At 67.0% G+C, this 14,482-nt stretch carries 14 protein-coding genes and 1 tRNA gene; 6 read left to right on the top strand and 9 right to left on the bottom strand.

The window, feature by feature from the left end; all coding sequences use genetic code 11:
• Nucleotides 1-151: 151 nt before the first annotated feature.
• Entirely contained in the window at nucleotides 152-1,045 is an 894-nt protein-coding gene (locus MasN3_RS03240) for a hypothetical protein (protein WP_281912276.1), read from the top strand.
• Between the two features lie 9 nt (nucleotides 1,046-1,054).
• Here MasN3_RS03240 and MasN3_RS03245 read toward each other — a convergent pair whose 3' ends face one another.
• The 9 genes from MasN3_RS03245 to ggpS all read right to left on the bottom strand — a co-directional run bounded on the left by MasN3_RS03245 (nucleotide 1,055) and on the right by ggpS (nucleotide 11,385).
• Nucleotides 1,055-2,296, bottom strand: a complete 1,242-nt coding sequence (locus MasN3_RS03245) for a TerD family protein (protein ID WP_281912277.1) — start codon at nucleotides 2,294-2,296, stop codon at nucleotides 1,055-1,057.
• Entirely contained in the window at nucleotides 2,293-3,186 is an 894-nt protein-coding gene (locus MasN3_RS03250; RefSeq protein WP_281912279.1) for an HpcH/HpaI aldolase/citrate lyase family protein, read from the bottom strand. Before MasN3_RS03250 ends, MasN3_RS03245 begins: the two co-directional genes overlap by 4 nt.
• The gene (locus tag MasN3_RS03255; RefSeq protein ID WP_281912280.1) at nucleotides 3,179-4,261 is read right to left on the bottom strand and encodes a cysteine protease StiP family protein; all 1,083 of its coding nucleotides are present in this window, start codon (nucleotides 4,259-4,261) and stop codon (nucleotides 3,179-3,181) included. The genes MasN3_RS03250 and MasN3_RS03255 overlap by 8 nt, the downstream gene beginning before the upstream one ends.
• Nucleotides 4,258-5,010: a hypothetical protein gene (locus tag MasN3_RS03260; RefSeq protein WP_281912282.1), complete on the bottom strand. Its 753-nt coding sequence runs from the start codon at nucleotides 5,008-5,010 to the stop codon at nucleotides 4,258-4,260. The genes MasN3_RS03255 and MasN3_RS03260 overlap by 4 nt, the downstream gene beginning before the upstream one ends.
• Nucleotides 4,988-6,172, bottom strand: a complete 1,185-nt coding sequence (locus MasN3_RS03265) for a phosphoribosyltransferase domain-containing protein (protein ID WP_281912283.1) — start codon at nucleotides 6,170-6,172, stop codon at nucleotides 4,988-4,990. Before MasN3_RS03265 ends, MasN3_RS03260 begins: the two co-directional genes overlap by 23 nt.
• Nucleotides 6,169-7,188, bottom strand: a complete 1,020-nt coding sequence (locus tag MasN3_RS03270) for an ATP-grasp domain-containing protein (protein ID WP_281912284.1) — start codon at nucleotides 7,186-7,188, stop codon at nucleotides 6,169-6,171. The genes MasN3_RS03265 and MasN3_RS03270 overlap by 4 nt, the downstream gene beginning before the upstream one ends.
• 63 nt (nucleotides 7,189-7,251) lie before the next feature.
• Nucleotides 7,252-7,827 (bottom strand): TerD family protein, encoded by a 576-nt coding sequence (locus MasN3_RS03275; protein ID WP_281912286.1) that lies wholly within the window; start codon nucleotides 7,825-7,827, stop codon nucleotides 7,252-7,254.
• A gap of 129 nt (nucleotides 7,828-7,956) precedes the next feature.
• Complete coding sequence (locus tag MasN3_RS03280) at nucleotides 7,957-9,051, bottom strand: mechanosensitive ion channel family protein (RefSeq protein WP_281912287.1); 1,095 nt, start codon at nucleotides 9,049-9,051, stop codon at nucleotides 7,957-7,959.
• A 12-nt stretch (nucleotides 9,052-9,063) separates the two neighbouring features.
• Nucleotides 9,064-11,385: a glucosylglycerol-phosphate synthase gene (gene ggpS / locus MasN3_RS03285; RefSeq protein WP_281912288.1), complete on the bottom strand. Its 2,322-nt coding sequence runs from the start codon at nucleotides 11,383-11,385 to the stop codon at nucleotides 9,064-9,066.
• 316 nt (nucleotides 11,386-11,701) lie between these two features.
• Between ggpS and MasN3_RS03290 the strand changes: the two genes are divergently transcribed.
• The 5 genes from MasN3_RS03290 to rplB all read left to right on the top strand — a co-directional run bounded on the left by MasN3_RS03290 (nucleotide 11,702) and on the right by rplB (nucleotide 14,476).
• A tRNA-Val gene (locus MasN3_RS03290) sits at nucleotides 11,702-11,778 on the top strand.
• Nucleotides 11,779-12,055: 277 nt separating this feature from the next.
• Nucleotides 12,056-12,712: a 50S ribosomal protein L3 gene (rplC, locus tag MasN3_RS03295; protein WP_036246294.1), complete on the top strand. Its 657-nt coding sequence runs from the start codon at nucleotides 12,056-12,058 to the stop codon at nucleotides 12,710-12,712.
• A gap of 2 nt (nucleotides 12,713-12,714) precedes the next feature.
• A complete protein-coding gene (gene rplD / locus MasN3_RS03300) occupies nucleotides 12,715-13,335 on the top strand; it encodes a 50S ribosomal protein L4 (RefSeq protein ID WP_036208965.1) in 621 nt (206 codons plus the stop codon).
• Nucleotides 13,332-13,649: a 50S ribosomal protein L23 gene (gene rplW, locus MasN3_RS03305; protein WP_027867259.1), complete on the top strand. Its 318-nt coding sequence runs from the start codon at nucleotides 13,332-13,334 to the stop codon at nucleotides 13,647-13,649. The genes rplD and rplW overlap by 4 nt, the downstream gene beginning before the upstream one ends.
• Nucleotides 13,649-14,476, top strand: a complete 828-nt coding sequence (gene rplB / locus MasN3_RS03310) for a 50S ribosomal protein L2 (protein WP_036246291.1) — start codon at nucleotides 13,649-13,651, stop codon at nucleotides 14,474-14,476. The genes rplW and rplB overlap by 1 nt, the downstream gene beginning before the upstream one ends.
• The last annotated feature ends 6 nt before the right edge of the window (nucleotides 14,477-14,482 follow it).

Here is a 14,482-nt window from a genome sequence, read left to right on the forward strand (position 1 = left end):
CATTGTCGAGTGCGCTTTTAGCGCGCACTTTGTGCTGGCGCAAACGCTAGGGCAGGCTTCCCCCACTCCCGACGGCGCTTTATGCGCTGCAAATTGTTCGAGCGCCTAGCCCATGGTGTAATCGTAGCGATCACAGCCAGACGAACAACACATGCTCCTGACACAGCGTTTCCAATCCGCAGCCCTCGATCTTCGCCGCAGGTCCTGGTCGCAGCTGGCAGGCCATGCCTACCTGGCCTTCCTCATCGTGCTGCTGGTGCGCCTGGCGGCGCCGGAAACGATGGGATCTGCGCTACGCAAGCTGGCCTTCGCGCTGCCCCTGGCCCTGTTGGCCGCCAAGGACCTGGCGCACCTGCCCGACGCGCTGCGGCGCCTGCGTGCCGCCAGCGGCTGGCGCGGCCGCATCCTTGCACTGCTGCCGCCCGAACTGATCGGCATGGCCCGGCTGGAGCGCCTGATGTGGACGGGGTTCCTGCAATGGCTGCGGCGCCGCCCGGCGGCCGCGCGGCCCGAAGGCATGGCCCTGACTTACCTGCAGCGCGGCGCCTACGGCACCGCGATCGGCTGCGCGATGGTCGCGGTGTTCCTGGAATTGCCGATCGATTTCGGCATCCTTCACCTGTTCGTCGACGATCCGGACACCCGCATGCTGATCCATGTGGTCGGCGGCATCGGGGCCTTGTACACCCTCGTGTGGGTGCTGGGTGACCGCTGGCACGTGGCCGAGGGCAGCCATGTGCTGGCGGACGAGGTGCTGCACCTGCGCGTCGGCGTGCGCACCCAGGGGAGCATTCCGCTCTCCGGCATCGAGCGCGTCGATGCGGTGCTGGAAGCACCCGAGCGCTGGCGCCAGCGCCATGGCATCCACCCGGCCGACACGATCACGGTGACGCCCTTCGACAAGCCCAACTGCGTGCTGGTCATGCGGCCGGATGCCGGCGTGACCCTGCTGCACTGGCAGGTGCGCCGCGCCGCCCCGCGCTACATCCTTCTTTATCTCGACCGGCCGGAACTGCTGGCAAGCCGCGTCAGGCAGGATCGCTGAGGCGCCGCGTCAACCCTTGGTGCCGGTCTTCCAGCGCAGCCCGAACCCGAAATGGCGGTCCATCAGCTCGTGGGCGCTGGTGCCGCCGCTCTGCTGGAAGTACTCGGCCAGCTTGGTGACCTGCAGGCTGCCGCCCCGGTTCTCGATCAGCGCGATCGCGCACATCATCTGGTTGCCGCCGCCGTCCAGGCGCACCTCGATCGGCGCCTGCTCGGGCGCGCAGATGGTCACCACGCCGTCGGTCGCCGCCCAGTTGGGCACGCCTTCGTAGATGAAGGAGAAGATCAGCGCGCGGCGGATCTGGTCGAAGCGCTCGCCGTTGATGAACAGGTTCTCGCCGCCGGCCACGGCCCCGGTGCGGTCGTCGGCATCCAGGCGGATGAAGGGCTCGCGCTCGAAGTCGCCCCAGGCATTGCCGAGCGCCTGCACCAGGCCGCGCCGGCCGTCGGCCAGCTCGTACATGCAGCCGAGGTCGAGGTCGATGCCGCCGCTGCCCTTGCGGCCGGCGCCGATGCCGCCGCCGATCAGCTTGTCGAAGAAGCCCGTCTTCGCAGGCTGGGGCGGGGGCGTCGAGGTCGCCGCCTGGTTCCAGTTCAGGTTGACGTGGATGCGGCCGAAGCCGCGGCCGGCGCGCTTGTCGAGCGAGACCTTGTCGCCGCGCTTTTCCAGCGTGACCTTCGACAGCGAGACCTTGGGCTGGGCCGGCGCGGCCGCAGGGGCCGGAGCCGGAGCGGCTGCCGGCTTGGCTTCGGTGCCGCCGAAATGCGCCAGCAGCGCCGACAGCCCGCCATTGAAACCCTGGCCGACCGCGCCGAAGCGCCACATGCCATCGCGCCGGTACAGCTCGGCCACGATGACCGCCTTCTCGTCGCCGAAGTCCGCGCCCGACCACGGGAAGCGCACCGCATTGCCGAGATTCAGCGCGCAGGCGCCGAGCGAGCGCATGGTTTGCAGACCATCGATGGCGGCCACGAACACCAGCTTGGCGATGGTCGGCGGCAGAGCATCGAGATTGACGGCGAAACGGGCCAGCGACGCGCCCAGCTCCAGCCGCACCGCGCCCTCGGGGCTGGCCAGCTGGTTGTAGAACACCATGTAGCGCTCGTCCGACAGGCGATCTGCCGCATCCAGGCCGAAACAGGACACGTCGACCGAGAGGCCCGGGGCCTGGATATCCACCTCGACGGTGAAGGCGTTGCCGGTGCCGAGGTCGGCCAGCTTGCCTTTCTGGCCACGCGAAAACAGGTTCATGAGGGTTCTCCTTCCATCGAACGGGATCCGAAGCGGTTTGACTGTTCCACCAGGCGCTCGGCCCAGGCGCGGTGGGTGGCGACTTCGCACATCGCGTCGTCCATGCGGAACACGGCGGGGCTGGCGTCGTCGAGGATGGCGCGCGCCACCGCCAGGTCTTGCGGGCGCACCTGGTAGTGCTGCTCGATCAGGGCGATCTGGGTCGGGTGGATCGCCGTCTTGCCGATCATGCCGTGGGCCAGGTCTTCCAGCACTTCCTGGTCGAGCAGCTCGGGCAGGTCGAGGTATTCGAACACCGGCGCCGTCAGGGCGAAGCCCCAGGGGCGGAACGTGGTCACCAGGCGCGCGATCACGGGCCCCAGCGGGGTGCGGTAGATCGTCATGCCGCGCGGCCGGCGCAGGCCCAGCAGGGCCAGCAGGTCGTTGCCGCCGATGCGCAAGGCCAGGATGCGGTGGCGCACGCCCGGCGCTTCGAACACGGCGCGCAGCTGCTGCATTTCGCTGTCGCTGAACACTTCCGCCGTCTCCAGCGTCGGCATCAAAACGTGACTGGTATCGCGCACCAGGCGGAAATAGGTGTCGAAGTTGTGGCGCGTGATCTTCGGCAGCACGAAGCCGCTCAGCTTTTCGGCGCCCGGCATGGCCAGCACGCGCTCCATCACCTCCGGGTTGCGTACCCGGACGAAACGCTCGGCCGTGACCTCGCTGCGCATGTTCGCCAGCACCACCGAGAGATTGAACAGCGACCAGCTCAATTCGCGGTCGGCGATGGCGTCCTCGAGGCAGAAGATCAGCGAGCGCGCGTCCGGCAGTTTTTCGCCGTTGGCGATTCTGGCCAAATCCTTGTGATTGGCCGGCACGTACAGCGACGCGCCTAAAGACTTATGCATCCGATGCACTCCTGATCAGGGAAACTGCGTGATAGGGCAGAAGCGGGTCGACCGCGACCGGCACCTGTTTTTCTTCGGCCAGCACTTCCAGGTGCCGCACGTCGGCGGCGCCCGGCTGGCGCAGCACCAGCAGGCGCGGGACGCGGCGCAGCAGCACCCGGGTCGCCTCGCCGATGCCGGGCTTGACGAGGTTGATGTCGGCGACGCCGTAGCGTGCCATCGCGCCCTCCAGGTAGGCGCGCGAGCGTGCGGCGGCCGCTTTCGGATCGGGCGGCGTGCCCTGCGGCAGGTCGCCGGCATCCCGCGCCAGCGTCACCAGCGCATCGGCGAAGCGCTGCGACTGGTCGTGGGCGGCGAACTGCTCGTAATACACGCAGCCATGGAAGTCGTCCGGGCCGATCCGTTCGTCCAGCACCGTGCGGCTCACCAGTCCCGACACGGTGGCATTCAGGATGCTCGACGGGATCAGGTAGTCGTCGCCGGAAGCGGCGCAGGCAGCCGCGCCGGCCAGGTCCGACAGCACGTACAGGCCGTTGTCGATGCCGGTGCCTTGCGCCGCATTGAAGGCGGACACGGACAGGGCCAGCTCGCGTGCGATCACGCCCTTGCCGGTCCAGCCGTCGACGAACACGATCGATTCCGGCGCGTGGCCCCGGGCCAGGATGTGGCGCAGGGCGGCGCGGTCGATGCCGCGGTCGCGCACGATCGACACGCAATAATGGACCGCCTCGCGTTTGAGCACCTCGCGCAGCAACCGCGCCACCACCACGCCCACCGGCGTGCCGGCGCGCGCCAGCGACACCACGGCGATGGCGCCGCCGCGCCGCGCGGCGATCAGGCCGGCCAGGCGCAGGCAGTCCGCCGCCATGCGCGCATTGTTGGCGCGGCAGGCATCCTCGAACACGGCCATGTAGCGCGCCGAAGGCAGCGCTTCGGGCGACAGCATCTGGCTGTAGTGGCGCTGGCCCGACTGGATCAGGCGCTCCTTGTCGTGCACGCTGGTGAATTCCTGCGCCGGCAAGCGCGTGAGCAGGAACTCCACCTCGCCGGCACGGTAGCTGCCCGGGAAGCTCACAGGGCCTCCACGGTCAGCCGCGCCAGCTGGGTGGCGCGCGGGACGATGGCGTAGTCACACGCGGCCATGAAGCGGGCATCCGAGCGGCTGTCGCCCATGCCGAAGGTGACGATGTCGCCGTGCTCGGCGCGCAGCATGGCGGTGACATGGGCGACGGCGTTGGCCTTGTCGAGCGCCTTCGGCAGGATCGCCAGGTTGTTGCCGTTGCGGTGCACCACATAGTCCGGGCGGCCGTCGGCGATCCACGGGCGGACCACCTCGTCCTCGATCGGCACCAGGCGCTCGTGGCGCTTGTCCGGGTCCTTCACGACCAGGAAGAAGGGCGTGGCGAAGTCCTCGATCATGCGGGCGCGGCCGCCGAAGCCGGTGCGTCCGGCATAGTCGTCGATATGCCGGGCCAGCTCCTGCAGGCCGGGCAGGGCGGCGTGCATCGCGCTGCGCATGTTTTCCAGCCAGGGCATGTCGGCGCCGCCGCCCGGCTGCAGCACCACGCCGCCGTAGTTGATGACGGCGTAGCTGTCGAAGGGCAGGTGCACGCGGCGCAGGCCGTCGTGGTCGCGCGCCGTGGTCGGGATCACGGTCATGCCGTCCTGCACGAAGCTCAGGAAGGCGCGTTGGGCGCGCGTGGTGTACGAGCAGATGCTGCCGTCCTTGTAATAGGCGGCCGGCTCGAGCGCGTCCGCGGCGGCGCATTTCTCGAAGGTCTGGAACAGCGTGTCGTCCAGGTCAGCGAACAGGAACTTCTTCAACGTCAGCCTCGGACAGGAAATGGAACAGGCGCGCATCCAGCAGGGCGGCAAGCTCGCGCAAGGGAGCGTTCGGCGCGGTCTCGTGGCAGGCCAGCACGTGGTCGTACTGGCCAGGCGCGATGTTGTAGATGAAATTGGCAATGCCCTCGCCATAGTTGTCGGGGAAGGACAGTGCCTGGCCGACCGCACCCCAGGTCAGGATGGGCGAGCGCGTGGTCGACTGCACCCGGACCTCGACGCCGCGCCGCTCCAGCGCCGCGCCCAGCAGCATGGCTGGATGCATGAATTCGCCCGTGCCCAGCACCGCGACTTTCGCGCCGGGCGCGAATTCCCCGGCCAGCCGCGCAGCCAGCGATTCGGGGGCGCGCAGGGCGGCGCGCAGGCCCAGGCGGCCGAAGCCGGCGCTGGCGCCGCGGTCCGCATCCGGGTCGAAGCGCTGGGCAGGGCTGGCCGGGGCCACGTAGTCGCCCGGCGTGAAGCGGTACTCGCCGCTGAGCAGGGCGCCTATGGTCACCGGCAGGCCGAAGCGGGCGGACAAGGCGGCGGTCGCTTTCCTCCCCATGAAATTGGTGATCGTTGCCAGGTGCACGCGCGCGATGCCCGGGTTGAGGCGGCGGCAGGCCTCGGTCAGGTTCAGGAAGGTGTTGCCGGTGCTGGCTTCGTCGTCCACCAGCACCAGGGTGGAGGCTGCCAGCAGCAGCGCGCGCAGTTGCGGATCTTCCGGCATGTGCAGGAACTGGCGCGGCGCATGGCTGTGCGCTTCCTCGAATTCGATCAGCGCGCCGCCGCCCACGCGGTAGCGCGTGGTGTGCACGAACAGCGCCTCGCGTCCCGGATGGGCGCGCAGCCAGGCCTCGAACACGCCCTGGCCCAGGCCGATGGCGGTTTCCGCCATGGCGATGAACACCACCGGACCATCGCTGGCCGGCACGGTGGCGGCAAGGCGCTCGTGGATGGCGAGCATGCTCGAGGGTTTGACCGGCCAGTGCTTGCCCAGCACCTTGCTCAGGAACAGGAAGCCGCGCTTGGCATTGGCGCGCGCCGCGAAACCGAGCAGGTCTTCGAACTCGTCCGCGCCCTCGGCGAGCGCGACGTCGAGCGTGCCGGTGGGCAGGGCCACGCTGCGCCGCGACAGGGCGTCCAGGTCGGATGGCGCGTTCATGCCAGCTCCAGCGCTTCCGGCACTTCGATGACGCGCATGCCGTTGGCGACCTCCGCCACCTCGACCGTGTCGAAACCGTCGGCGAAGCCCTTCAGCGCAATCCAGGGCAGGTTCGGCCCGGCCGCGCAGGCCATGCCGATGCCGCCCGACATGCGCGGATTGATTTCGAGCAGGCGCGGTTTGCCCGCGGCCTCGCGGAACTGCACGTTGAAGATGCCGTTCAGGCCATAGTCGGCGGCCAGCTTGCCGGTCGCCTCGATGATCTCGGGCCGCATGTCGATCAGCTGGCCGCTGCCGGTCTGCGCCGGCTTGCGGCGCGCCACCGCCGCCACCAGGCGGCCGTTGTCGCCCACGCAGTCGACGCTGTACTCGGCGCCCTCGAGGAATTCCATCAGCAGCATGGTGCGGAATTCCTTCAGCTCGGCCAGGCCGCGGCGCAGGTCCTGGTAGCCGATGTGGTACTCGACGCCCGCCAGGAGCAGGGCGGCGCTGCTGCGCTCTTCGTCGACGATGGCGAAGCCGATGCCGTAGATGCCGCGCGCCGGCTTGATGCACAGCTTCGCATGGCGCGGACGCAGCTCGGCCCAGGCCGCATCGAACTGTTCGACGTTGTCGAAGCGGCGGAATTCGGCCACCGGCGCCTGCGGCAAATCGGTCTCCGCATAGAAGCCGGCCTTGTCGTGCATGAGCTGGAGCTTGTGGGGCGTGGCCGCGCTCAGGACGCGCGTGCCGATGTCCAGGAAGCGCGCGTGCTGCGCGGCCAGGGTGGTGGCTTCGCGGCCGGGCACGAAGATGTCGATGCGGTGCTTGCGGCAGAATTCCAGGCACCACTCGACATAGGCGGCAGACTCCAGGCCGACCGGCTCGCCGTGGAACTCGTGGGCCAGGCGCGCCGCCGGGGTATGGCGGTTGGCATTGCTGTGAATGATGGTGAAGCGGCCGGCGGTATCGGCCTCGCGGATCAGCCGGATCGCCGCATAGATGGACGAAAACGTCCTGTTGTACCAGACGCGCATGAAGTTCTTCGAGACAGGTGGACATACGCGCCCGCCGTGCAGCGGGCGCGTGGGTTGGTTGCCTTAGACGTTGACGCCGAACGAGCGTGCCAGCGGACCCAGGCCGCCCTTGAAGCCCTGGCCGACGGCGCGGAACTTCCATTCGCCGCCATGGCGGTACAGTTCGCCGAAGATCATCGCGGTTTCGGTCGAGCTGTCTTCGGACAGGTCGTAGCGTGCGATCTCGGCTTCGCCGTTGGCGTTCAGGCAGCGGATGTAGGCCTTGGCGACCATGCCGAAGTTCTGGCGGCGCGCGTCGGCGTCGTGGATGGTGACGCAGAACGACAGCTTCTCGACCTCGGCCGGGACGCGCGCCAGGTCGACGGTGATCTTCTCGTCGTCGCCTTCGCCTTGCCCGGTGGTGTTGTCGCCGGCGTGAACCACCGAGCCGTCGCTGGACTTCAGGTTGTTGTAGAAGATGAAGTCGCTGTCGCCGCGCACCTTGGCGTCGGCTTTGAGCATGAATGCGCTGCCGTCCAGGTCGAAGGCCGCGCCGTCGGTGGAGCGCGGATCCCAGCCCAGACCGATGATCACCTTGGTCAGACCCGGTGCTTCCTTGCTCAGGTTGACGTTGCCGCCTTTTTGCAGACTGATTGCCATACGAACTCCTTGTGTGGTGTGGTTGATCGGTCGCCGCTTACGGCGTTAATTATTCGATTGTACACGCTCCGAATTTCACATTGCTCACTCTCTTTGCGTCCATACGCCTGTGGCCGCTTCGTAACATTCCTAGGCTGCGGCACGCGTATCGGCGGGCGCCGCTGCCACCACCGGCAGCTCGCCGGTCGGCCCCAGATGCACCATTTGCGCCGGCAGCGCCAGGCGGACCTTCTGCTCGCCGAGCATCGCCACGATGCGCAGGTAGATTTCCTGCTGCACGTCCATGAACACGCGGTAGTCCGGGCTGGCGACGTAGTACACGATTTCGAAGGTGTAGGCGGGGGCCGCCAGCGAAGCCAGGTGTGCGCGGTCGAAGCGCACCTGCGGCTGGGCCGCGACGATGTCTTCGAGCAGGCCGGGCAGGGCGCGCAGGGACGGCTCCGGCGTGTCGTAGGTCACCGCCACCTGGAACACCACGCGGCGCTCTTCCATGCGGCGCAGGTTGTGGATGCGGCTCTTGAGCAGGTCGGCGTTCGAGAACACGATCTGCTCGCCGCCCAGGCTGCGCACCCGGGTGGTCTTCAGGCCGACGCTCTCCACCGTGCCCAGCATCTTGTCGACGATGATGAAGTCACCCACCACGAAGGGCTTGTCCAGCACGATCGACAGCTTGGCGAACAGGTCGCCCAGGATGCTTTGCACCGCCAGCGCCACGGCGATACCGCCGACCCCCAGGCTGGCCACCAGGGCGGTGATGTTGACGCCCAGGTTGTCGAGCGTCATCAGGCCCACCACTGCCCACAGCACCACGCGCAGGAGGAAGGCGATCGCGGTCGACGAGGTGATGCGATCCGGGTCGCTGGCCTGCTCGGCGCGGGTGCCGGCCAGCCAGGCGCGCAGCGCATGGTCGCCCCAGATCGCGCACTGGATCAGCACCGCGGCGATCGCGACGCGGCTGATGAACAGTTGCGTGCGCTCCGGCAGGACCAGCAGGCTGGCGCCGGCATACAGTCCGATGATGATCAGTACCAGCAGGCGGGTTCTCGAGAGGGCGGCCACGGCCGCGCCGAGCGGGCGCGAGCCGCCCGGGTTGGCGGCCACGAAGGAGCGCAGGCGCCGCAGCACGATCGACTTGACGGCATCCAGGCCGGCCACCACCACGGCGGCGGCGGCCAGCGCCATCAGCCAGTCGGCCACCGGATTACCCAGGAAAACGGTATTCATGTGTGCTCCTCGTCAGGCTGCCGGGCGTTCGTCGACGCCGGGCGTTTCGTTGCGTCCCAGGGCCGCCAGGAAGCCTTCGCCCCAGCGCGTGACGTCGTGCTCGTCCACGATCATGGCCAGGCGTGCGGCGCGGTAGGCGACTTCGTCGGCGCCCATGCTGATCGCCTGGTACAGGGTCTCGCTCATCGCATTGGCGTCGTAGGGATTGACCAGCAGGGCGCCGTGCAGCTCCACCGCGGCGCCGGCGAATTCGGACAGGATCAGCACCCCGGGCCGTCCCACCGCATCGCGGGTGGCGACGTATTCCTTGGCCACCAGGTTGAGGCCGTCGCGCAGCGGCGTGATCCAGGCGATGCCGCAGGCGGCGTAGTGGGCCACCACGTCCTCGAAGGGCAGCGAGCGGTAGAAATAGCGCACCGGGACCCAGTCGAGGGTCGAGAAACGGCCGTTGATGCGGCCGACGGTGCGGTCGAGTTCCTCGCGCAGGCTGTCGTAGATCTCCATGCCGCTGGCGGCCGGGGTGACGATGTTCAGCAGCGTCACCTTGCCCAGCAGCTCGGGATGGCGTTCCAGCATGCGCTCGAAGGCCTGCAGCTTTTCCAGCGAGCCCTTGACGTAGTCGAGGCGCTCGATTGAGACGATGCCGGTGCGGCCCTTCAGCAGCCCGTCGAGTTCGGCCAGCTGGCGTTGCACCTCGCCGCCCTCGGCCAGGCGCCGGATCAGCTTGACGTCGGTGCCGACCGGATGCGCGCCGAGCGCCACCCGGCGTCCGCCGACCTCGATCGCGGTCATCATGCGGTCGACCCCGAGCGCGCAGCCATAGGTGAGGAAGCGCGGCGCGCAGGGCACGCTGCCGGCCACCTCCACCGGCGCGAACGAGCGCACCGCGTCGACGAAGTTCTCGACGTAGCGCGGGATGTGAAAACCCACGTAGTCGCACTGCAGCAGGCTGCCGATGATGTCGCGCCGCCACGGCAGGATGTTGAACACGTCGCTCGAGGGGAAGGCGGTATGGTGGAAGAAGGCGATGGTGAGGTCCGGCCGCAGCGGACGCAGGAAAGCCGGCACCATCCACAGGTTGTAGTCATGGATCCAGGCGGTGGCGCCATGGGCGGCCTCGCGCGCGGTCTGCTCGGCGAACAGGCGGTTCACTTCCAGGAAGCGCTCCCAGTGGGCCTGGTGGAATTCGGCCTTGTCGGGGAAGGAGAAGATGATCGGCCAGAAGGCCTCTTTCGAGAACTTCTTGTAGAACAGCTCGATGTCCTCGCCGGTGAGGGCGATGCGCGCCGCCTTGAGCTGCGGGTAGCGCTGCGGGTCGACCGCGACGTGGGTGTCGAAGCCCTCCGGCGCGCGCGACGCCTGCTGCGACCAGGCCACCCAGGAGCCCTTGCGTCCGCCGGCGAAGAAGTTCAGCAGGGTCGGCATGATGCCGTTCGGGCTCTTCGGGCGGCGCTGCAGCGTGACGCCGTCCACCACCAGTTCGTCGTAGGGCAGGCGATGGTAGACCATCACCAGGTCGGCGTCGCCCGATGCCGGCGCGGCGCTGGGCGCGGCGGCCGCGCCAAGCGGCATGCCGTGGCGCGCCAGGCCTTCCAGGATGCCGCCGCAGCCTTCCAGCGTGGCCACGTGCACGCGCACATTCCTGCGCACGCGCTCCACCAGGGCCGGCTCGGCGCCGCCCACCACCACGCCGCGAAAGCCCGCTTCGAACATCGACAGGTCGTTCAGGGTGTCTCCCGCCACCACCACGCTGGCTGGGTCGAAACCGGCGGCGCCGGCCAGGCGGCGCAGCGCCGCGCCCTTGCCGACGCCGCGCGGCAGCACGTCGAGGTAGCGGCCGGCCGAGAACAGCAGCTCGCAGTCGAGCGCTTCCACCGCCGCCCGCAGCGCCGGCGTGACGGCGTCCTCGGAGGCCAGGAAGGAGCAGCGCCGTTCCTGCGGCACGCTCTGGCGCACCAGCTGCGGGAAGCCGGACAGGGCGCGCAGCACCGCCTGGCTGCCGGGCCAGTGCGCGGTCAGCTCGTGCTGGATCGGCTCCACCGGCCGCAGCTCGCGGTCGACCACGGTGGCGCCGACGTCGGCGATGATGTAGTCGGGGTTCGGGATGGTCGGATCGCTCAGCAGGGGCATGACGGTTTCCAGGCCGCGTCCGGTGACGAAGACCAGGGTGGGGCGGCAGCCGGCGGGAGTGTCGGCCAGGTCGGAGAACAGGTCGCGCACGCGGCGCCGCGCCTCGGGGGTGCCCGCCAGCAGAGTGCCGTCGAGGTCGGTGGCGAGCACGAGGCGGGAGGGGGCGAGGGGGCGGGACCAACGTTGCGAGTCGATAACAGTCATGGATCATCCTTATCTACGATGCGTCCGCGCACCCAGGGCGGCGGACCGGGTCGGGGCGTGCCGGGTCCGCCGGGAGGCGGGCACGCCAGGAAAAAGGGCAGGCATGGTGCGCTGGACGCACCGTCATCTGCCGGCGAAGGGAACGTGAAAAGCGGGAAGGGCGGGGAGGTCGCCCGCAAACTACATTTGTACAATAGCATTTCATGGCGGCATCGACAACCGGCGATCCGGCAGGGCCTGGCGGAGAGCATGCAACACACGCCGGAAAAAAAGCTATTGCAAAACTGTCGCGCTGCTACGTATAATGCGGCTCCCCGGGCGGTTAGTTCAGCTGGTTAGAATACTTGGTCGACATCCAAGGGGTCGCAGGTTCGAATCCTGCACCGCCCACCAGACTTCCAGATCGCAGGCTCCCAGCAATGGTCGTAGCCTGCAGAGAAAAGGCGCAGCGGTGTGCCTTTTCTGTGCTGACCAGCAGGTCAGATTCCTTGCTCTCTCCAGCTACTGCGGAAAACGCAACAGGCCGAGGTCACCTCGAATTTATCCTGTTGCGCCGTTGCCGTTTGCGCGTTATACTAGCCGGCTTCGGTATGGGCGCGTCTTTTTTAGCCCATGCTTTTTTAGTAGTACTAATTAGCCCCGCCCAATCGTAGGTGGGAATGGAGAAAAAATGAGCCTGGGCCTCCTCGGTCGCAAGGTTGGCATGATGCGTATCTTCACGGATGACGGCGATTCGATCCCTGTCACCGTGCTGGACGTGTCCAACAACCGTGTTGCGCAAGTCAAAACCCCTGAAACTGACGGCTACACTGCTGTGCAAGTCGTCTTCGGCCAGCGTCGCGCTTCCCGCGTGAACAAGGCTGCTGCTGGTCACTACGCCAAAGCTGGCGTCGAAGCCGGCACGATGCTGCGTGAATTCCGCATCGATTCCACCAAAGCCGCTGAACTCAAAGCCGGCGACACCATCAATGCTTCGATGTTCGAAGTGGGCCAGAAAATCGACGTGCAAGGCACCTCGATCGGTAAGGGCTACGCCGGTACCATCAAGCGTTACAACTTTGCCTCGGGTCGTCAGACCCACGGTAACTCGCGTTCGCACAACGTTCCTGGCTCCATCGGTATGGCGCAGGATCCGGGCCGCGTGTTCCCAGGCAAGCGCATGACCGGTCACATGGGCGACGTTACCGTCACCACCCAGAACCTGGAAATCGCCCGCATCGACGCTGACCGTCAGCTGCTGCTCGTGAAAGGTGCCGTTCCTGGCGCCAAGAACGGCCAGGTGATCGTCAAGCCGGCTGTCAAAACCAAAGCCAAGAAAGGAGCCTAAGTATGGAACTCCAGCTCCTGAATGAGCAAGGTCAAGCTGGCGCCGGCGTTGCAGCTGCCGACACCGTGTTCGGCCGCGAATACAACGAAGCCCTGATCCACCAGATCGTGGTCGCCTACGCCGCCAACGCGCGCAGCGGCAACCGCAAGCAGAAAGACCGTGAAGAAGTCAGCCACACCACGAAGAAGCCATGGCGCCAGAAGGGCACCGGCCGCGCTCGTGCTGGTATGTCGTCGTCGCCTCTGTGGCGCGGCGGTGGTCGCATCTTCCCGAACACCCCGGACGAGAACTTCTCGCACAAGGTCAACAAGAAGATGTTCCGCGCAGGTATCTGCTCGATCTTCTCGCAGCTGGCCCGCGAAGGCCGTCTGAACGTTGTCGAAAACCTGTCGATCGAAGCTCCGAAGACCAAGCTGCTGTCGCAAAAGCTGCAGGGCATGGGCCTGGAATCGGTCCTGGTGATCACCGACACCATCGATGAAAACCTGGAACTGGCATCGCGCAACCTGCCGAACGTGCTCGTCGTCGAGCCGAAGTCGGCTGACCCGATGTCGCTGGTGTTCTACAAGAAAGTCCTGGTCACCAAAGCTGCTCTGGCCAAGATCGAGGAGATGTACGCATGAGCACCGCTATCAAATTCAGCGAAGAGCGCCTGATGAAGGTGCTGCTGGCTCCGGTTATTTCCGAAAAGGCGACCTTCGTCGCTGAAAAGAACGAACAGATCGTGTTCAAGGTTCTGCCGGATGCAACCAAGCCGGAAATCAAGGCTGCCGTCGAACTGCTGTTCAAGGTCGAAGTGGAATCGGTGCAAACCGTCAACCGCGAAGGCAAGGTCAAGCGTTCGGGCCGTTTCACCGGTCGCCGCAACCACACCAAGCGCGCTTTCGTGGCCCTCAAGCCGGGTCAGGAAATCAATTTTGTCGAGGAGGCTAAATAATGGCACTCGTTAAGATGAAGCCAACCTCCCCAGGCCGCCGCGGCATGGTGAAGGTTGTGAACAGCGACCTGTACAAAGGTCGTCCGTTCGCAGCCCTGGTTGAGAAGAAATCGAAGACTGCTGGCCGTAACAACAACGGTCACATCACCACCCGTCACATCGGCGGTGGCCACAAGCAGCACTACCGTCTGGTCGACTTCAAGCGCCAGAAGGACGGCATCCCTGCCAAGGTCGAGCGTATCGAATACGACCCGAACCGTACCGCGCACATCGCTCTGCTGTGCTACGCGGACGGCCAGCGTGCGTACATCATCGCTCCGAAGGGCGTCGCTGTCGGCGATACCCTGATGAACGGTTCGGAAGCACCGATCAAGGCCGGTAACTGCCTGCCGATCCGCAACATCCCGGTTGGTACCGTGATGCACTGCGTCGAAATGCTGCCGGGCAAAGGCGCACAGATGGCCCGCACCGCCGGCGCCGCTGTCGTCCTGATGGCCCGCGAAGGCACCTACGCCCAGGTTCGCCTGCGCTCGGGTGAAGTCCGTCGCGTGCACATCGAGTGCCGTGCAACCGTGGGTGAAGTCGGCAACGCCGAGCACAGCCTGCGCAAGATCGGTAAAGCCGGTGCGATGCGTTGGCGCGGTGTCCGCCCGACCGTCCGTGGTGTCGTCATGAACCCGATCGACCACCCGCACGGTGGTGGTGAAGGCCGTACGGCAGCAGGTCGCCATCCGGTGTCGCCATGGGGCCAGCAGACCAAGGGCAAGAAGACGCGTTCGAACAAGCGCACTTCGTCGATGATCGTCTCGCGCCGCGGCAAGAAATAAGGGATA

Source organism: Massilia varians, from assembly GCF_027923905.1.
GTDB classification, from domain to species: domain Bacteria; phylum Pseudomonadota; class Gammaproteobacteria; order Burkholderiales; family Burkholderiaceae_D; genus Telluria; species Telluria varians_B.